Annotated in this window: 17 protein-coding genes; 11 read left to right on the top strand and 6 right to left on the bottom strand. The window is 74.9% G+C overall.

Annotated features, from left to right (window positions below):
• Nucleotides 1-30: 30 nt before the first annotated feature.
• On the top strand, nucleotides 31-1,344 hold the full coding sequence (locus tag LN037_RS21375) for a hypothetical protein (RefSeq protein ID WP_230756493.1): 1,314 nt from the start codon (nucleotides 31-33) through the stop codon (nucleotides 1,342-1,344).
• A 1-nt stretch (nucleotide 1,345) separates the two neighbouring features.
• Here LN037_RS21375 and LN037_RS21380 read toward each other — a convergent pair whose 3' ends face one another.
• Nucleotides 1,346-1,861, bottom strand: coding sequence for an amino-acid N-acetyltransferase (locus LN037_RS21380; RefSeq protein ID WP_230756496.1), 516 nt, complete (start codon nucleotides 1,859-1,861; stop codon nucleotides 1,346-1,348).
• A 121-nt stretch (nucleotides 1,862-1,982) separates the two neighbouring features.
• Between LN037_RS21380 and LN037_RS21385 the strand changes: the two genes are divergently transcribed.
• The 5 genes from LN037_RS21385 (at nucleotide 1,983) to LN037_RS21405 (ending at nucleotide 7,379) form a co-directional block, all read left to right on the top strand.
• Nucleotides 1,983-3,584, top strand: coding sequence for a MiaB/RimO family radical SAM methylthiotransferase (locus LN037_RS21385; protein WP_230756499.1), 1,602 nt, complete (start codon nucleotides 1,983-1,985; stop codon nucleotides 3,582-3,584).
• A gap of 11 nt (nucleotides 3,585-3,595) precedes the next feature.
• Complete coding sequence (gene pgsA / locus LN037_RS21390; protein WP_230756502.1) at nucleotides 3,596-4,189, top strand: CDP-diacylglycerol--glycerol-3-phosphate 3-phosphatidyltransferase; 594 nt, start codon at nucleotides 3,596-3,598, stop codon at nucleotides 4,187-4,189.
• A gap of 147 nt (nucleotides 4,190-4,336) precedes the next feature.
• Nucleotides 4,337-4,843 (top strand): helix-turn-helix domain-containing protein, encoded by a 507-nt coding sequence (locus LN037_RS21395; protein ID WP_230756505.1) that lies wholly within the window; start codon nucleotides 4,337-4,339, stop codon nucleotides 4,841-4,843.
• Between the two features lie 123 nt (nucleotides 4,844-4,966).
• A complete protein-coding gene (locus tag LN037_RS21400) occupies nucleotides 4,967-5,791 on the top strand; it encodes a PspA/IM30 family protein (RefSeq protein WP_230756508.1) in 825 nt (274 codons plus the stop codon).
• A gap of 100 nt (nucleotides 5,792-5,891) precedes the next feature.
• On the top strand, nucleotides 5,892-7,379 hold the full coding sequence (locus LN037_RS21405; RefSeq protein ID WP_230756511.1) for a M28 family peptidase: 1,488 nt from the start codon (nucleotides 5,892-5,894) through the stop codon (nucleotides 7,377-7,379).
• Here LN037_RS21405 and LN037_RS21410 read toward each other — a convergent pair.
• Both LN037_RS21410 and LN037_RS21415 read right to left on the bottom strand, forming a co-directional pair.
• Nucleotides 7,376-8,257: a DNA-formamidopyrimidine glycosylase family protein gene (locus LN037_RS21410; protein WP_230756514.1), complete on the bottom strand. Its 882-nt coding sequence runs from the start codon at nucleotides 8,255-8,257 to the stop codon at nucleotides 7,376-7,378. The two genes, LN037_RS21405 and LN037_RS21410, sit on opposite strands and share 4 nt — an antisense overlap.
• 51 nt (nucleotides 8,258-8,308) lie before the next feature.
• Nucleotides 8,309-8,527, bottom strand: a complete 219-nt coding sequence (locus LN037_RS21415) for a hypothetical protein (RefSeq protein ID WP_230756517.1) — start codon at nucleotides 8,525-8,527, stop codon at nucleotides 8,309-8,311.
• Nucleotides 8,528-8,801: 274 nt separating this feature from the next.
• Here LN037_RS21415 and LN037_RS21420 point away from each other — a divergent pair, with 274 nt between their 5' ends.
• A complete protein-coding gene (locus tag LN037_RS21420; protein WP_230756520.1) occupies nucleotides 8,802-10,289 on the top strand; it encodes an alkaline phosphatase D family protein in 1,488 nt (495 codons plus the stop codon).
• A 77-nt stretch (nucleotides 10,290-10,366) separates the two neighbouring features.
• Here LN037_RS21420 and LN037_RS21425 read toward each other — a convergent pair whose 3' ends face one another.
• From LN037_RS21425 to LN037_RS21435, 3 genes are all read right to left on the bottom strand, one after another.
• A complete protein-coding gene (locus LN037_RS21425) occupies nucleotides 10,367-12,079 on the bottom strand; it encodes an MFS transporter (RefSeq protein ID WP_230756524.1) in 1,713 nt (570 codons plus the stop codon).
• A 92-nt stretch (nucleotides 12,080-12,171) separates the two neighbouring features.
• On the bottom strand, nucleotides 12,172-12,903 hold the full coding sequence (locus tag LN037_RS21430; protein ID WP_230756527.1) for a CPBP family intramembrane glutamic endopeptidase: 732 nt from the start codon (nucleotides 12,901-12,903) through the stop codon (nucleotides 12,172-12,174).
• 87 nt (nucleotides 12,904-12,990) lie between these two features.
• Nucleotides 12,991-14,823, bottom strand: a complete 1,833-nt coding sequence (locus tag LN037_RS21435; RefSeq protein WP_230756531.1) for an alpha/beta hydrolase — start codon at nucleotides 14,821-14,823, stop codon at nucleotides 12,991-12,993.
• Between the two features lie 131 nt (nucleotides 14,824-14,954).
• Between LN037_RS21435 and LN037_RS21440 the strand changes: the two genes are divergently transcribed.
• The 4 genes from LN037_RS21440 to LN037_RS21455 form a co-directional block, all read left to right on the top strand.
• Entirely contained in the window at nucleotides 14,955-15,752 is a 798-nt protein-coding gene (locus tag LN037_RS21440; protein WP_230756534.1) for an IclR family transcriptional regulator, read from the top strand.
• A gap of 102 nt (nucleotides 15,753-15,854) precedes the next feature.
• Entirely contained in the window at nucleotides 15,855-16,457 is a 603-nt protein-coding gene (locus tag LN037_RS21445) for a hypothetical protein (protein WP_230756537.1), read from the top strand.
• Entirely contained in the window at nucleotides 16,454-17,440 is a 987-nt protein-coding gene (locus LN037_RS21450; protein ID WP_230756541.1) for an adenosine deaminase, read from the top strand. The genes LN037_RS21445 and LN037_RS21450 overlap by 4 nt, the downstream gene beginning before the upstream one ends.
• 257 nt (nucleotides 17,441-17,697) lie before the next feature.
• A partial coding sequence (locus LN037_RS21455) for an IS110 family transposase (protein WP_230756544.1) occupies nucleotides 17,698-18,192 on the top strand: 495 nt, incomplete at its 3' end.

Raw genomic sequence — 18,192 nt, forward strand, 5'->3', positions numbered from 1 at the left:
TGGTTCCTCCGGGGGTCGGGAGTGGCGGACATGATCGGTGACGAGGCAGAGAACGCCGGACACGCGGGCGTCCCGGACGTGCCCGGGACCGTCGCCCGCGAGCGCGACCGCGTCGCCGCCGACCTCCGCGCCGTCGTCGTCGACCACCTGCACCGCCTCGAGACCGAGCCCGAGGACGCCGAACCCGCGCACGCCGCCGCCGCGCTCGACGCGACCCGGCGGGCCGCCGCGCTCGGCGGGCTCCCGACCGTCGAGGCGCCGACGCGCGTCGGCGGCCGCCGGTGGCCGTGGCTCGTCGTCGGGACCGCCGTCGGGGCGGCCGTGCTGGCGCTCCTCGCGCTCGTCGCGGTCCTGCTGCCCGCGTCGGTGTCGGCCGGACCGGTGCTGGTGCTCGTCCTCGCGGTCGCCATGGCCCTCACGGCCCGGCACGCGCCGCCCCTCGCCTCCGCCCTCGGGCTCGCCGTGGTGCTCGGCGTCCTCGCCGTCGCCGCCCCCTTCGCGACGACGGCCGCGCCCGCGGCCGGGATGGTCGCCGGGGCGGTCGACCTGCCGACCGGCACGGCCCCGCAGTCCGGCGCCTGCCTGCTGCTCGGCGTCGTCCTCGCCGCGGCGTGGGGGATCGGGCTGCACCGCCGCCGGTGCGCCACGGCCGCCCGACGACGGCGCTGGCTCGGCGCGGTCGACGCGCTCGGCCGCTGCGACGCCCACGGCCGGCTCGGCCTCGCGCCCGTCGTGCACCGCACCCTCGTCCACGAGCTGGCGGTGCTGGCCTCGGGGGCCGCGGAGCCGCGACGGATCCGCGTCGCCCGGCACCGCCTCGCCGGGGTGCTGCCGGCCCTGACCGCGGTCGACCTCAGCCCGCGCCCGCAGACGGTGGTGGACGGGGCCCTCGACGCCGGGCGGGTCGCGATGCTCGTCGCCGACGCCCAGCAGGCCGCGCACGCCGAGGCGCGGCGCGCCGGACGTCCGCCGTCGGTGGTGGTGTGCGGCGTGCCGGACACGAGCCGCCCCGAGGTGGGCCTGCTCGCCGCGCGCCTGCTCACCGACCTCGTCGTCGACGTCGCCTCCTGCCCCGGCCCGGTCCCGGCCAGCGTGTCGGTGGAGCACCGGACGGACGCGATCACGCTCGAGGTGGCGCGCGGCCACGCCCGCCGCGCCGGCGACGTCCCGCCCGCCCTCGCCGAGCGCGCCGCGGTCCTCGGCGGCACCGTCGCGGTGACCGACACGAGCGGGACGCTCGCGGTGCGGGTCGTCCTGCCGACGGGCGGGGGCGCCGAGGTCACCCCGATCCCGCAGGCGCTCCCCGACACCGGCGCCGACGCCGACACCGCCCGCGCCGCCTGAGCTACAGGTCGAGCAGCATGCGGGTGTTGCCGAGGGTGTTCGGCTTGACGTACGCGAGGTCGAGGAACTCCGCGACGCCCTCGTCGGCCGACTGCATCATCTCGAGGTAGATCTCCTGGCTCACCGGGGAGCCCTCGATCTCGCGGAAGCCGAGGCGCTCGAAGAACGGCACCTCGAAGGTGAGCACGAACAGGCTCGCCAGCCCGAGGGCGCGGGCCTGCGCGATCAGCTCCTCGACGAGGGTGTGGCCGACGCCACCACCCTGGGTCGACGGGTGCACCGCGATGGTGCGGATCTCACCCAGGTTCTCCCACAGCACGTGCAGCGCACCGCACCCGACGACGTCCCGCCCCCGCACCGCGACCCGGAACTCCTGCACGGTCTCGTACAGGGTGACCAGCGGTTTGCGCAGCAGGATGTTGTCGTCGGCGAACGAGTCGACCAGCGCCTTGATGCCGCGGACGTCGGCCGTCCGGGCACGTCGCAGCAGGACCGGGGACGACGGCGACGATGACACGGGGTGCCACTGTAGGCACCGGAGCACCGGCGGTCGGTTCCGGTGCGTCTACCCTGGACGGGTGCCACAGCGTTCTGGGGATACCCACGCGGGCGCATCCGAGGAGCAGGCCCGGGGCCGTGTGGCGCTCGTGACCCTGGGGTGCGCGCGCAACGACGTCGACTCCGAGGAACTCGCCGGGCGGCTCGCCGCCGAGGGGTGGGACATCTCGGCGGACGACGACGGCACGGCCGACGTCGTGCTCGTCAACACCTGCACCTTCGTCGAGCAGGCCAAGAAGGACTCGGTCGACGCCGTGCTCGCGGCCGGCGGGCCGGACACCAAGGTCGTCGCGGTCGGCTGCATGGCCGAGCGCTACGGCGCGGAGCTCGCCGAGGCCCTGCCCGAGGCGACCGCGGTCCTCGGGTTCGACCACTACGGCGCGATCGGGGAGCGCCTCGACGACGTGCTGGCCGGCCGGCCGCTCGCCTCGCACCAGCCCGCCGACCGTCGCACGCTGCTGCCGATCAGCCCGGTCAAGCGCCCCGAGGCGGTCCGCGACGGCAGCATCCCCGGCCACGACTGGCTGCCCGAGGTGCCCCGCAAGCGCCTCGACGACGCGCCGGTGGCCCCGCTCAAGCTCGCGTCCGGCTGCGACCGGCGCTGCGCCTTCTGCGCGATCCCGTCCTTCCGCGGGGCGTTCGTCTCCCGCGCGCCGCAGGACGTCGTCGCGGAGGCCGCCTGGCTCGCCGACCACGGCGTGGCCGAGGTGACGCTGGTCAGCGAGAACTCGACCTCGTACGGCAAGGACATCGACGCCCGCGGGGCCGCCGGGGGAGCCCTCGAGCGGCTGCTCGGCGACCTCGCCGAGGTGCCGGGCCTGCGCCGGGTCCGCGTGTCCTACCTGCAGCCCGCCGAGGTCCGCCCGCCGCTGCTGGCCGCGATCGCGCGGACGCCGCGGGTGGCCGACTACTTCGACCTCTCCTTCCAGCACGCCTCCGGCCCGCTGCTGCGGCGCATGCGCCGGTTCGGCTCGCGGGAGTCGTTCCTCGCGCTGTGCGCCGAGATCCGGGCCCTGGCGCCGGAGGCCGGCATCCGGTCCAACGTCATCGTCGGGTTCCCCGGCGAGACCGAGGAGGACCTGGCCGAGCTCGAGGCGTTCCTGTCCGAGGCCGAGCTCGACGCCGTCGGCGTCTTCGGCTACTCCGACGAGGACGGCACCGAGGCCGCCGACCTCCCCGACAAGATCGACCCCGCCGAGGTCGCCGCCCGCGTCGAGCGGATCACCTCGCTGGTCGAGGTGGTCGGCGCCGACCGCGCCGCGCGCCGCATCGGCACCGAGGTCGAGGTGCTGGTCGAGCGCCAGGAGCTCTCCGAGGCCGCGGCCGCCGCGTACCCCGACCTGGCCGACGTCGAGGACCTCGACCTCGCCGAGCTCGGTCTGGACGCCGAGCCGGAGATGGTCGACCTCGCCGACGACACCGATGCCGACGCCGAGCCGGAGGAGGTCGAGGACACCGAGCCCGGCGACCTCGTCTGGGTCGGCCGCGCCGCCCACCAGGGCCCGGACGTCGACGGCGAGTGCCTGCTCACCGGGGCCGACGACGTCCTCGCCGAGCTCCACCGCGGCGCGCTGGTCCGCTGCCTCGTCGTGGCCTCGGAGGGCGTCGACCTCGTCGTCGAGGCCGTCGAGGTGCTCACCCCCACCGCCGACCGTGAGCCCGCCGCGGCGGGCACCCGGTGACCCAACAGGCCGTGGATCCCGTGGATCCGGTGGACCCCGTGGGCCGTGGCCCGGTACCGCTGGTCAACATCGCCAACGCGCTGACGGTGGTGCGTCTGGTCCTGGTCCCGGTCTTCCTCGTGGCCCTCTTCACCGAGGGTGGGCACGACGCCTGGTGGCGCTGGGCCGCGTTCGTCGTGTTCGCCGTCGCCTCGGTCACCGACTCCTTCGACGGCGAGTTCGCCCGCCGCTGGGGCCTCGTCACCGACTTCGGCAAGATCGCCGATCCCATCGCCGACAAGGCCCTGGTGGGCGCGGCACTGATCGGGCTGTCGGTGCTCGGCGAGCTGGGCTGGTGGGTGACGATCGTCATCGCGGTCCGCGAGCTGGGCGTGACCGCCCTGCGCTTCTGGGTGCTGCGCCACGGGGTGATCCCCGCGAGCCGCGGCGGCAAGATCAAGACGGTCCTGCAGACGTTGGCGCTCGGCCTCGCGATCATGCCGCTCCCCGCCTGGGCGGCCCCCGGGGTCGCCACGTTGTTCCTGCTCGCGGTCGTGGTGACCGTGGTGACCGGGCTCGACTACGTCGCCCAGGCGATCCGGCTGCGCCGGGCCGCCCTGCACTGACGGCGCGAGTTCGCCCACGGTGAACGCCGCGCCGCGCCCCGACGCGGGGGCGCGGGAGTCGGTACCGTGGTCGGAACGGTCATCGATGCCGGGCTCACCTCGGGGCCGCTGGGTTCCCGACGGCGGGTACGGCCGGGAGGTGCTCACATGGCGCTGTTGTTGCGCGAGGCGATCGGCGGGACGATCCGTCGCGCCCGCACCGAGCGTCGGCGGACCCTGCGGGACGTCTCGCGGGACGCCCGGGTGAGCCTCGGGTACCTGTCGGAGATCGAGCGCGGCCGCAAGGAGCCGTCGAGCGAGCTGCTCGCGGCGATCTGCGAGGCGCTGGCGCTGCCGCTGCCCGATCTGCTCGACGACGTCGCGGCCACCATGCGGCCCCAGCCGGCGGAGTCCCGGCGCCCCGCCCGTCTGGCCGACCGGCGGCTCGCGGTGGACCCGGCGCTGCGCTCGGCGGTCGAGGAGGCCTTCGAGGGCGCCCCCGCGGAGAACGACGAGGCCGCCACGGCGGCGGAGTCGGCGGCCGAGGTGGTCGACCTGGTCGAGTCGCCGGAGCCCGAGGTCACGGACGAGGCCGCGGACGAGCCGACCGGTGAGCTCCGGCTGGTCGAACTGGTGTCGCTGGGCCGCTCCGACACGGTGCGGTCCGCAGCCTGAGCCCGCCCGCGGCGCGCCGGGACGGGACCTCGGTGGAAGGCCGCGGGCGGAGCTGACACGATGGGTACGGACCAGGTCAGCGTCAGCGGCCTGTGCGGACGGTGACGAGTTGGGCGGGAGCAGATGGCCAACCCCTTCGTGAAGGCCTGGAAGTACTTCCTGGCGGCGTTCTCGTCGAAGATCGACGAGCACGCGGACCCCAAGGTGCAGATTCAGCAGGCGATCGAGGACGCCCAGCGCCAGCACCAGGCGCTGTCGCAGCAGGCGGCCTCGGTGATCGGCAACCAGCGGCAGCTGGAGATGAAGCTGAACCGCCAGCTGGGTGACATCGAGAAGCTGCAGTCGTCGGCGCGTCAGGCGCTGACGATGGCCGACCAGGCTCGCGCCAAGGGCGACGAGCAGGCCGCGCAGCAGTACGAGCAGTCGGCGCAGGCGTTCGCCACGCAGTTGGTGACCGCCGAGCAGAACGTCGAGGACCTCAAGACGCTGCACGACCAGTCGATCGGCGCGGCGCAGCAGGCCAAGGCGGCCGTCGAGCGCAACGCCATGGTCCTGCAGCAGAAGCTGTCCGAGCGCACCAAGCTGCTCAGCCAGCTCGAGCAGGCCAAGATGCAGGAGCAGGTGTCGAACTCGCTGCGCCAGATGAGCGAGGTCGCGGCGCCGGGCAACACCCCGTCCCTGGACGAGGTCCGCGACAAGATCGAGAAGCGGTACACCACCGCCCTCGGCCAGGCGGAGCTCGCGCAGAACAGCGTGCAGGGCCGGATGCTCGAGGTGCAGCAGGCGTCCACCGACTTCGCCGGTCAGAGCCGGCTGGAGCAGATCCGGGCGTCCATGTCCGGGCCGGGCCAGGTCACCCAGGGCCAGCCCGCGGCGGGTCAGACGCAGCCGGCGCAGCCCGCGCCGGCGCAGCCGACCCAGCAGTACGCGCCGCCGCAGCAGAACTGAGGGCACGACACGAGCGGGCCGTCCGTCACGATGGATCGTGACGGGCGGCCCGTTCGTGCTCCCCGGCGGACGTGTCCGATTCGTCCTACAGTCTCGGTCGATGAGGCGCGCGGGGTCGGTCGTGGTGTCGGTGGTCGTCGTCCTGGTGCTCGCGGCGTGCGGGGGAGGCGCGGCACCGCCCGCCGCCGCCCCGCCCGCTCCGGCCGCACCCCCGGCGCCCGACCCCGGCCTGCCCGCGCGGCTGGCCGCCGAGGTGACGGGCGACGGCGCGTTCACCCACCTCCAGCGCTTCCAGGAGATCGCGACCCGCAACGGCGGCAACCGCGCCTCCGGCTCCCCGGGTCACGAGCAGAGCGTCGACGACGTGGCCGGGCGGCTGCGCGACGCCGGCTGGCAGGTCGAGACCCCGACGTTCGACTTCGACGTCTTCACCCCCGGCGCGCAGAGCCTCGCGGTCGGCGGGACACCCGTCGCCGGTCCCGTCGCGCTCACCTACTCCCGCGCCACCCCGCCCGGCGGCCTCACCGCGCCGCTCGTGGCCCTCGCCGACGCCCCGGCCGACCCGACGCCCGCCTGCGACGCCGCCGACTTCCCGCCGACCGTGCGCGGGGCCATCGTCCTCGCCCGCCGCGGCGTGTGCCCCTTCACGCAGAAGCAGCAGCTGGCCGCCGATGCGGGAGCGGCCGCCATGGTCGTCGTGAACACCGAGGCGGGCCCGCTCAACGGGACGCTCGGGTCGGTCGCCGAGGCGCGGCTGCCCGTGGCGGGGCTGTCGAAGGCCGACGGTGACGCCCTCTTCGCCCGCTCCGGCACCCCGGCGACGCTCGTCCTGGAGACCCGGTCGGAGACGCGGCAGACCCGCAACGTGATCGCCCAGACCACCACCGGTCGCACCGACGAGGTCGTCATGGCCGGCGCCCACCTCGACAGCGTCGCCGAGGGCCCTGGCATCAACGACAACGGCTCGGGGTCCGCGGCCCTGCTCGAGACCGCCCTGCGCCTCGGCGGGGCGCCGCCCGTGACGAACGCCGTCCGCCTCGCGTGGTGGGGCGCCGAGGAGCTCGGCCTGCTCGGCTCCGAGGCGTACGTGGCCGGCCTCGACCTCGAGCGCAAGCGGGACATCGCGCTGCTGCTGAACTTCGACATGGTCGCCTCGCCGAACGCGGGCTACTTCGCCTACGACGGCGACGACTCCGACCGGGTGGGCGCCCCCGCGGGACCGCCCGGGTCGGCCGCGATCGAGCGACGACTGCTCGGCGCGCTCGGGCAGGTCGGGGTGCAGGGACAGGGCACCGACTTCGACGGCCGCTCGGACTACGGGCCGTTCATCGCCGCCGGCATCCCCGCCGGCGGTCTGTTCACCGGCGCCGAGGAGCGCAAGACCCCGGAGCAGGCGGCGCGCTGGGGCGGGCGTGCGGGGGAGTCGTTCGACCCGAACTACCACACCCCGCGCGACGACCCCGCCAACCTCGACCGCGTCGCGCTCGACCGCAACGTCCGCGCTATCGCCGCGACGATCGGCGGGTACGCGCTCGACCTCACCGGCCCCGACGGCGTGCCGCCCCGGGCCCAGCGTCAGCCGCGCTAGTAGCGGGCGCGGCGCCCGGTCTGCTGCTGGGGCCGTCGCCCGCCCCGGGAGCGCGGGACGTCCGGGTGCGGACCGGGCTGGCACGTCGGGCACCAGTAGGCGACGCGGTCCTCGGCGTCCTTCGTCCCGTCGTCCTGCCGGGCCACCCGCACCACGTCCCGGCACCGGCGGCAGTTCCGACCGCCCCGCTCGAACACCCAGTGCTGCGCGCCCTCGCCGAGGTCGCCGGTCGTCGACTGCTCCGGGCGCCACGCGTTGCGCAGCAGCAGCTTGCGCGACCAGCTCACGGCGTCGACGGTCTGGCGGTCGCTGAGGTCGCCGACCTTCGTCCACGGCGAGACCTTGAGCAGGAAGCAGATCTCGGCCTTGTAGAGGTTGCCCACGCCGCAGGCGACCCGCTGGTCGAGCAGGGCGGTCCCCAGCTCGCGGTCGGGGTCGGCGCGGAGCCGCCGCAGCACCTCGGCGGCGGAGGTCTCGTCGTCCCAGTCGTCACCCAGCAGGTCCGGCCCCAGGTGCCCGACGAAACGGTCCTCCTCGTCGGTGGGCAGCAGTTCGAGGTCGTGCAGCCGGAAGCCGACCGCCACCCGGTCCTCGACGGCGAGGATCGCGCGGATCTCGTGGTCGGCGCCGCGCCACGGCCGCCCGGGCCGGTACAGGTGCCACGACCCGTCCATGCGGAAGTGGCTGTGCAGGCTCCGGCCGTCGTCGAACCGGGTGAACAGGTGCTTGCCGACGCTGACCACATTCTCGACCGTCCGCCCCGCGAGGTCGTGGCCGATCAGCCGCGGGTGCCGCAGCTCGCCGCGGGTCAGCTCCTTCCCGGCCAGCGCGTCGTCCAGGCGCCGGCCGGCGAGGAACACGGTGTCACCCTCGGGCATGTCCCCATGGTGCCCCGCGGGCGGCCACTCCATCCGTCGCCGGGACGGCCGTCATCGGCTCCGTTCAAGCACGGCGATCCCCAGCACGGCGCCGATGACGACGACGAGGGTGGCGACGAGCGCCGCCGTGCTCGCCCCGCCACCCGGCAGGAGCTGCCGGAGCGACCCCGTGCTCCCCGTGACGAGCCGCTGCGCGAGCGGGACGACGCCGAGCGTGATCCCCACGAGCGCGACCACACCCTGCGAGGCCTGAGCCGTGCGCTGCTCCATCGTCCCGTCCCTTCTCGAGGGGCGCGTCGCCGACGTCGACCCCGAGGTGGACGTCGCCCTGGCCGGCGCGCCGATCGACCGGGCCCGCGCCGCACTCGATCGTCAGGTCCGCCGGGTCACCGGTCGGGGGCTCGGAGGTTCATGATCACGGCGAGGGGACGGCGGTGGCTGATGTCGATCTCCTGTTCAGCCATCGTGGTCCCCTCGACGTGATCATGAGTGGGTCGACCCGTCGACACCCGACGTTCACCCGGGCGGGCGATCATCCCGGTCCGTGCCGAACCGCCGTGATGTCCTCCGTGCCGGACTCGTCGTCGGTGGGGGTGGGCTGCTCGCCGCCTGCGCCGGGAGCGTCGGTCCCGGACTCGTGCGGTCGGACCGGCCGGTGCTCACCCACGGCGTGCAGTCCGGCGAGGTCACGGCCGACTCGGCGCTCGTGTGGACGCGGGCCGACCGGCCGTCCCGGATGGTGGTCGAGGTCGCGTCCGACCCGTCGTTCACGAACGCCCGACGCCTCGAGGGCCCGCAGCTGACGCCCGACACCGACCTCACCGGCCGCCTGCGCGTCCCGGCCGCACCGGGGCGGACGACCTTCTACCGCGTGTCAGCGGACGGGTCGGAGCCCGTCGTCGGGAGCTTCCGCCGCCCGCCGTCGGGAGGCGAGGACGTCCGCTTCGTGTGGACCGGGGACGTCGTCGGGCAGGGCTGGGGGATCGACGAGAGTCGCGGCGGGATGGCGCTCTACCGCGCGATGCAGGCGCGGGACCCCGACTTCCTGCTGCACTCGGGCGACACGGTCTACGCCGACGGCCCGCTGTCGGACACCGAGAACCTGCCCGACGGCACCGTCTGGCGGAACCTCGTGACGCCGGAGAAGGCGAAGGTCGCCGAGACCCTGGCCGAGTACCGCGGGCAGTGGGCGTACAACCTGCTCGACCGCCACTACCGGTCGTTCCAGGCCGCCGTCCCGACGATCGCGAGCTGGGACGACCACGAGGTGACCAACAACTGGTACCCCGGCGAGGTCCTCACGGACGCGAAGTACGCGCAGGAGAAGCGCGTCGACGTGCTCACCGCGCGGGCGACGCAGGCCTTCCGCGAGTGGATGCCCATCGAGTCGCAGCGCATCCACCGTCGCGTGCCCTACGGCCCGCAGCTCGACGTGTTCGTGCTCGACATGCGGTCCCACCGCGGGTCGAACCCGGACGCGCTCACCGCGCCGTCGACGCCGCTGCTCGGCGACGAGCAGGTGGCGTGGCTGCTCGACGGGCTCGCGTCCTCGCGGGCCACGTGGAAGGTGATCGCCGCCGACATGCCGCTGGGCATCGTCGTGAAGGACGGCGAGACCGGGATCGAGGCGGTCGCGAACAACGCCCCGGGTGCACCGGCCGGGCGCGAGGCGGAGATCGCGCGGGTGCTCACGGGGATGCGCGAGCGCGGGGTGCGCAACACCGTGTGGCTCACCGCGGACGTGCACTACACCGCCGCGAACCGGTTCACGCCCGAGCGGGCGGGCATCGACGCCGACCCGTTCTGGGAGTTCGTCTCGGGACCGGCCCACGCCGGCTCGGCACCGCCCGGGCCGATGGACCCGACGTTCGCGCCGGAGCAGGTGTTCGTCCACGCGCCGACGACCACCGTCGGGCCGGCCGAGGGGTTCCAGCACTTCGGCGAGGTCACGATCAGCGGTGGGCGTCTCCGGGTCGACCTCCGGGACGCCACGGGGACGTCCCTGTGGTCGACGGAGTTGCAGCCGGTGTAGTCCCGCAGCCGCGCGACGACGTGGCTTTCCCGGCGTCGGGTGACAGCAGTGACGCTCTGCCGGCACTCGGGGGTGGGCTAGCGGGCGAGCACCAGGTCCCGCGGGGCCGAGCGCTCCGCCGGCGACACGTGCTGGGCGGTGGGCCGCCCGCCCGGTCCGCTGGCGATGACGAGCACGGTCTCCGGGTGGTCCACCGGGGCGCAGAAGGCCCCGTCGGGCTCCACCGGCACGACGGCGAGCTGGCGGCCGTGGAGGTCCACCAGGGTCACGTGCGCCTCGGACGCGGGGGCGCCCCCGGCGAGCCGGACGTGCCCGTGCACGGCGGGACCACGCCCGTCGTCGGGAAGGGCGGCCTCGGTCTCGACGACCGTCTCGTCGATCGAGCGCGACCGCGGCAGCACCGGGATCAGCGCCGTGGCGACGAGCGCGACGAGGCCGCAGCCGGCGGCGATCCACAGCGTCGTCTGCAGCCCGGCCAGCGACGGCATCGTCGCGGGGCCGACGCGGATCGTCATGGCCGAGAGCACCACCGCGGCGACCGCGGAGGCGGTGGACGTGCCGACCGAGCGCATGAGGGTGTTGAGCCCGTTCGCGGCGGCGGTCTTGTCGGTGGGGACCGCGCGCATGATGAGGTCGGGCAGCGAGCCGTAGGCCAGGGCGACCCCGGCACCGACCAGCGAGATCACCAGCGCCACGTGCCACGGCTGCGAGAGCAGCACCGTCCCGAGGGCGTACGCGATCACGATGATCACGAGCCCGATCCGCAGCGAGGTCCGCGGGCCGAAGCGCGCCGACACCCGGGCGGTCACCGGCGACATCACCATCATGACGATGCCGTTGGGCGCCAGCACGAGCCCGGCGGCGAGGAGCGAGAGCCCGAGGCCGTAGCCCGACGACGTCGGGGCCTGCAGCAGCTGCGGGAAGGTCACCATGCCGGTGAACATCGCGACGCCGACCGGGACCGAGACGAGGTTCGGCACCAGCACCGCGCGGCGGGCGGTGACCCGCAGGTCGACGATCGGGTGGGCGACCCGGAGTTCCCACACGCCCCAGGCGAGCAGCACGACGACCGCGCCGATCGCCGACCCGAGCGTGGTGGCGCTGCCCCAGCCCCACTCGGCGCCCTTCGAGATCGCGAGCAGACCGAGGACGAGGCCGATCGTGAGCGCGACGGCGCCGACGCCGTCGAAGCGGCCGCCGGAGCGCTGCGCGGACTCGGGGATGATCGCGAGGATCAGCAGGATGCCGGCCGCGCCGAGGGCCGCGGCGGTCCAGAACAGCGCGTGCCAGTCGGCGATCTGGACGATCAACGCCGAGAGGGGCAGGCCGAGCCCACCGCCGATCCCGAGCGTGGCGCTCATCAGCGCGATGCCGGAGCCGAGGCGCTCCGGGGGCAGGGCGTCGCGCATCAGGCTGATGCCCAGCGGCACCGCGCTGACCGCCACACCCTGCAGGGAGCGCCCGACGAGCACCGGGACGAGCGACGACGTCAGCGCGCAGATCAGGGCGCCGACGACGAGCAGGACGAGGGTCGCGACGAGGACGCGTCGCTTGCCGACCATGTCGCCGAGCCGTCCGGCGATCGGGGTGGCGACCGCGCCGCCGAGCAGGGTCGCGGTGATCACCCACGAGGCGTTGGCCTGCGTCGTCTGCAGGAGCGCCGGGAGCTGGGGGACGATCGGCACCACCAGCGTCATGCACAGCGAGGCGATGAGGCCCACCGAGGAGAGCACCGCCACGACGAGCGCGGGTGAGGCACCCGGCCGGGCTCCGACGTCCGCCTGCGCCACCCGTCCTCCGATCCGTCTGTTTCGTGTATTGCGCAACGAAACACTAGACGCACGGAACGTCCGGAGGTGCCCGGATATTCCCTATCTCACGGTCAGCGCGTGGCGAGCAGGACCGCGACGAGCCCGACGACGTTGGTGCCGAGGTGGATGCCGATGGAGGCGAACAGCGAGCCGGTCCGGCGCCGCACCACCGACATGACGACGCCGCCGAGGGCGGTCACCAGCAGCACGACGGCGACGCCGAGCACCGGGACCCCGCCCACGGGCGACGCGAGGGCGCCCGCGAGGTGCCACACCGCGAACGCCGAGGCGACCGCGAACACCACGCCGCGCCCGGCCCACAACCGCCCGGCCCAGGCCCGCTCGGTGAGGCCGTGCAGGACCCCGCGGAAGGCCAGCTCCTCGCAGAGCACGGTGCCGACCGGGATGAGCAGCAGCGCCCGCAGCACGAGCGCGGACGACGGGCTGGACTCGACGCCCGGGTTCTCGAGCAGCGGCCGGGTCGCGGGCAGCAGGAACGCGACGCCGTAGCCGAGCGCGGCGACCCCGACGGCCGCGCCGCCCCAGCGCAGACCGGCCCGCCACGTCGTCGGGCAGAGGCCCAGGTCCCGCCACGTGAGTCCGCCCGCCCGGGCGGCGAGCACCAGCACCAGCACCCCGGCGACGTTCGCGATCATGCGGACCACCGGGTCGGCGGGCAGGGCCGGGACCAGGAGGTTGTTCCACGCGACCAGGCCGGCGGCCACGACCGCCACGACGGCGGAGAGGACCACGACGGCGGGGACGCGGCGGACGGCCGGGGGAGCGGCGGGGAGGGCGGTCATGGCACCTTCGGGGCAGCGGTCGCGGACCACTCCACCGTGCCATCCCGGCCCGTGTGCGAGCCGTGAGGGGCCGCACACCCGGGTCGGTCAGCCGGCGGCCGTGCTCGCCGAGGTGCCGACGAGGGCCTGCTGCACCCGCGCGGTGTCGGCGGCCGTCCAGCCCTGCGGGGCGGCGACCGCGACCCAGCCGTCGAGCACCTCGCCCGCGTAGACGTGCCCGTGCCCCGGCGGCACGTTGACCGCGTTCACCAGGTCGATCGTCACCTGCCAGAAGGTGATGACGGGGTACCAGCTCATCGCCCCGAGCACGTCCGGGCCGCGGCGCTCCACGAGCCAGTCCGGTCGTTCCCAGAGCAGGCTCGGCGACCACCAGACGACGGGGTCCGAGGCGTGCTGGAGGTAGAGCACGTGCGGCGTGATCCACGGCGTCGGCGGCGTCTGCGCGACCGTGGCGCTGCCCCCGCCGGCGGCGAAGCGCACCACCAGCCCGTCGGCGTACGTCGGCAGGATCTCGGGGGTCCCCGGATCGCGGCGGTCGACGATCTGCGACCACAGCCGGTTGGAGTTCGGCGGGCCGACCCAGAGCGCGCCGTCGGTGTTGGCGCGGACGTCGGCGAGCGAGGAGAAGGCCGCCTCCGACCCCTGCGAGCCGAGGCTCTCGCCGAACACGAGCATGCGGGGCCGGGGCTGACCGGCCGGGATCGCCTCGATGCGGGCGTGCACCGCGTCGATGAGCAGCCGCCCGGCCTCGCCCGCGCGCGCCCCGTCGAAGAGGAACGACAGCCAGCTCGGCAGGTAGGAGTACTGCGTGGCGACCATGGCGGTGTCCCCGCCGTACATCGCCTCCAGCGAGTTGGACACCGGGTCGTCGACCCAGCCCGTCCCCGTCGTCGTGATCACCGCGATCACGGGACGGGAGAAGGCCCCCTCGCGGTCGAGCTCGGCGACGGCGAGGTCGGCGCGGCTCTGGGCGTCCGGGGCCGACTCCAGGCCGACGTAGGCGCGGATCGGCTCGACGGCGGGCCGGTTGCCGGCGCGCGCGAGGATCGCGGGGTCGAGGCCCGCGGCGACGAAGCGGCGGCCCTCCTTGCCGAGGGTCTGCCACGGCACGAGCGAGGCGGGCGAGCCGGACCGCAGGGGGCTCGTCGGCTGGTCGAAGCCGGGGTAGGACTCGTCGTTCACCCCGGAGAAGGCCTGGTCGACGACGGCGAGGGTGCCGCCCAGGACGACCTGGTTGAGGAAGCCCGCGAGCAGGAACGCGAGCAGGACGACGGCCACGGCCGCCGCGATGCGCCGGGGCAGCCGGGCGTAGCGGCGCAGTCCCCGCACGAGCACGTGGTCGGCGTGGCGCACGAGCCGGACGACCGCGATCGGCAGCATCGCGACGACGATCCCGAGGGGGACCGCCCGGGAGTAGCCGAGCAGCGTCGGCGGCTCCATCCCGACGAGGACCGCCAGCTCCCGCTGCCAGTGCACCCCGGCGACCAGGGCGATCAGGACGACCACCGCGGCGGCGGCGAGCAGGATCGGCCACGCGGCCATCCGCACGGGACGCGGCACCCACGAGCGGGCGCGGGCCACGAGCCGCAGACCCACGCGGGTGCGGCGGACGAGGAACCACAGTGCCGTGCCGACCCCGTACCCGGCGGCGGCCGAGAGCCCCGTCGCGAGGCCCTGGACCATCCAGTCGCGCGGGATCAGCGACGGCGTCATGGCCAGCGACCCGAACGCGACGGCGACGGTGAGCCCGAGGGCGTCCACGCGCAGCCAGCGCAGCCCGGCCCGGTCGAGCGGCCCGGGACCGCGGTGCACGACGTGCGCGGCGGGCGGACGCGGGCGGGTCCCGTGGAGCGGCCCGGTGTCCGTGTCGCGCGGCGACGGGGCCGGGCCGGTGGGCTCGTCGGTCTCGACCCTCGGCACCGGACCAGTCTGGACCCTGCCCCGCTGCGCCGAACGGTGGGACCCCGGGATGTGAGGGGAAACCTCGTCCGGTTCGGCCGCATTCGTCGTGTGTCCGTGCTGCGCCGAACGGGGTCGTTAGACTCCCTGACGTGTCGAGGACGGACGGTGACCGCGGAGACCGCTCGTCGGTCCAGTCGGTGGACCGGGCCGTCTCGATCCTCGAGATCCTGGCTGCGCGCGGTGAGGCCGGCATCACGGAGATCGCCGAGGAGCTCGGCGTGCACAAGTCGACGGCGTCGCGCCTGGTCTCGGCGCTGCAGCGGCGGGGCCTGCTCGAGCAGCTCGGCGACCGCGGCAAGTACGCGCTGAGCTTCGGCATCGTGCGCCTCGCCGCGGCGACCACCGGGCGGATGGACCTCGCCCGCCTCGGCCAGCCCACCTGCCAGGCGCTCGCGGAGATCGTCGGCGAGACGGTGAACATCGCGGTGTCCGACGGCGAGGCCGCGATCAACGTGGCGCAGGAGTTCGGCACGTCGACGGTGAGCACCCAGAACTGGGTCGGCCGCCGCACCCCGCTGCACGCGACGTCGGCCGGGAAGGTCCTGCTCGCGCACATGGACGACGCCGAGCAGCGCATCCTGCTCCGCCGTCGCCTGCCCCGGTACACCGAGGCGACCATCACCGAGCCCGCCGCCCTGCGCACCGAGCTCGCCCGGGTGCTCGACGAGGGCTACGCGCGGTCGTTCGAGGAGCTCGAGGTCGGGATGCACGCCGTGGCCGTGCCGGTCTGGGCGCACGACGGATCGGTGGTCGCCGCCCTGTCCGCGTCCGGCCCGGCCTACCGCCTGCCGCGCCGCCGGGCCCGGGCGATCGTGGGGGACATGCGGGAGGCGGCGCGCGAGCTGTCGACCAAGCTGGGCTGGGTGGGTCCGACCGGCCAGCAGTGAGCCTGCCGATCGGAGCAACCGGGCCTGTGGACGCCCGCGGGTTGTCCACAGGGCGCGGCCGGTTCGTTGCCGGGGTCGCCGCACGCTCCGCAGGCTGACGGCATGCGCGAGATGATCACGGTCCGCGAGGCGGACCACGAACTGCGGATCCAGGTGCTCGACGCCCGGGCCTACGTGGCGATCGTGCCCGTCGGGGCGGACCACGACCCGGACGCGGCCGGCCGCTCGGTGTCGCTCCCGGCCCGGCGGCTGCACGCCCTGCTGCGGGCCGCCTGGGCCGACGACCAGTTCGGGACGGCGGGTCCGCTGGACCCGCCGCTGTGGCCGATGGCCGAACCCGAGCCGGAGGAGGACCCGTGGTTCGAGGAGCGGCTCCGGTTCGGGTGGCGGGAGGACTGGTCGGAGGCATGGGACCGCCTGGGCGGCGAGGTGGTGCCGTTCCCCGGCCGCGGGTCGTGGAGCCCGCCCCGCCCCGCGAACGGCGGCCTCCCGTGGTCGGCCGAGGACGACGCGGCCCTGCGCGAGGCGTGGCACGCCGCGGACCCCGCGACGCCCCGCGCCACGCTGCTCCGCGACCTCGCCGCCCGCTTCGCCCGGACCCCGGGCGCCGTCACCGCCCGGCTCCACCGGGTGGGCTGCGATCCCTCCCACCGGGGCACGGCCTGCACGGACCCGGCGGTCCATGGGCCAGGATCCCCGGCGTGACCGACACCCCGCCCGCCGTCGAGCTGCACGTCCACGTCGAGGGCACCCTCGAGCCCGAGCTGATCATGAAGCTGGCCGAGCGGAACCGGGTGTCCCTGCCCTACGCCGACCTCGACGACCTCCGCGCCCGCTACGCGTTCGACGACCTCCAGCACTTCCTCGACCTGTACTACGCGAACATGGCGGTGCTGCGGGAGCCCGCGGACTTCGCCGCGATGACGACGGCCTACCTGACGCGGGCCGCGGCGGCGGGCGTCCGCCACGTCGAGCTCTTCGTCGACCCGCAGGCGCACCTCGCGCGCGGGGTGCCGGTCGAGGCGGTGCTGGAGGGGGTCGCGGGCGCACTGGCCGCCGCACCCGACGGCATGACGACGGGCCTCATCCCGTGCTTCCTGCGCGACCGGCCCGCGGCGGAGGCGGGCACGGTGCTGGACGCGTTGCTCGGGAGCGGGACACCGGTGCTCGGGATCGGGCTGGACTCGGCCGAGCTCGGCCACCCGCCGTCGCTCTTCGCCGACGTCTACGCCCGGGCCCGCGCCGAGGGGCTGCGTCTCGTGGCGCACGCGGGGGAGGAGGGGCCCGCGGCCTACGTGTGGGAGGCCCTCGACGTCCTGGGAGTGGAGCGGGTCGACCACGGCATCCGCAGTCTCGACGACCCGGCCCTCGTCACCCGGCTCGTCGAGCAGGCCGTGCCGCTCACGGTGTGCCCGCTGTCGAACGTGCGGCTGCGCTGCGTGGACACGCTCGCCGCGCACCCGCTCCCCGCCATGCTCGAGGCCGGGCTCGCAGCGAGCATCCACTCCGACGACCCGGCCTACTTCGGCGGCTACGTCGACGACAACCACCGGGCGGTCGCCGAGGCGCTCGGCCTCGACCGGGCGCAGGTCCGGACGCTCGCCGAGAACGCGGTCGAGGCCGCGTTCGTCGACGACGCGCGACGCGCCGAGCTGCGGGCGGAGGTGGCGGCCTGGGCTCACTGCTAGACCCTGGTACTGCAGGGAGGTGGTGACACCTTGCTGCGGCACCCCGGTGCCGTTGGTGCATCGCCAAGCTGAGCGAGCTCGTTGAGGGCCTGCCTGAGAGTTCGCGAGCCCGACGGCCCGGGGCGTGTCGACTGGCGACAGGGCTGCGCGCCACGAGCGCCGATCAGTGAGCGACCGGCTGCACGCCCCGAACCGCGGGTGCTTCCCCCACTGGTGCAAGCAGCGGAGGCAGCACGATGCACGGTACGGATGTCACAGTGGACGCGGCAGGACCGACGGTCGCGGGTCTGGACTGGTCCTGGGGCGAGCACGCGGTCTGCGTCCTGGGCGCCGACGGGACGGTCCTCGAGCGATTCGAGGCCGAGCACAACGCCGCCGGCCTGCGGGAGTTGGTGCGCCGCCTGGCGCGTCACAGGGTCGGCGCGATCGGAATTGAACGCGGCGAGGGTCTGGTGGTCGAGACCCTGCTGGGCGCCGGGCTGCAGATCTTCGTGATCAGCCCGCGGCAGGTCCGGGCGCTGCGGCTGCGCTACGGCACCGCCGGCAACAAGGACGACCGCTTCGATGCGTTCGTGTTGGCCGACGTCCTGCGCACCGATCTCGGGCGACTGGCGCCGCTGGAGCCTGAACCGCCCCGGGCCTGGGTGAGGCTGGGCGTCAGGCCGCGGCGGCCTGCCGGGTTATCGCGGCAGTGTAATGGGCTTCCCATTCAACCGGCGGCAGGTATCCGACCGACGAATGAAGGCGTTCGT

It is taken from the genome of Actinomycetospora soli (assembly GCF_021026295.1).
GTDB classification, from domain to species: Bacteria; Actinomycetota; Actinomycetes; order Mycobacteriales; family Pseudonocardiaceae; genus Actinomycetospora; species Actinomycetospora soli.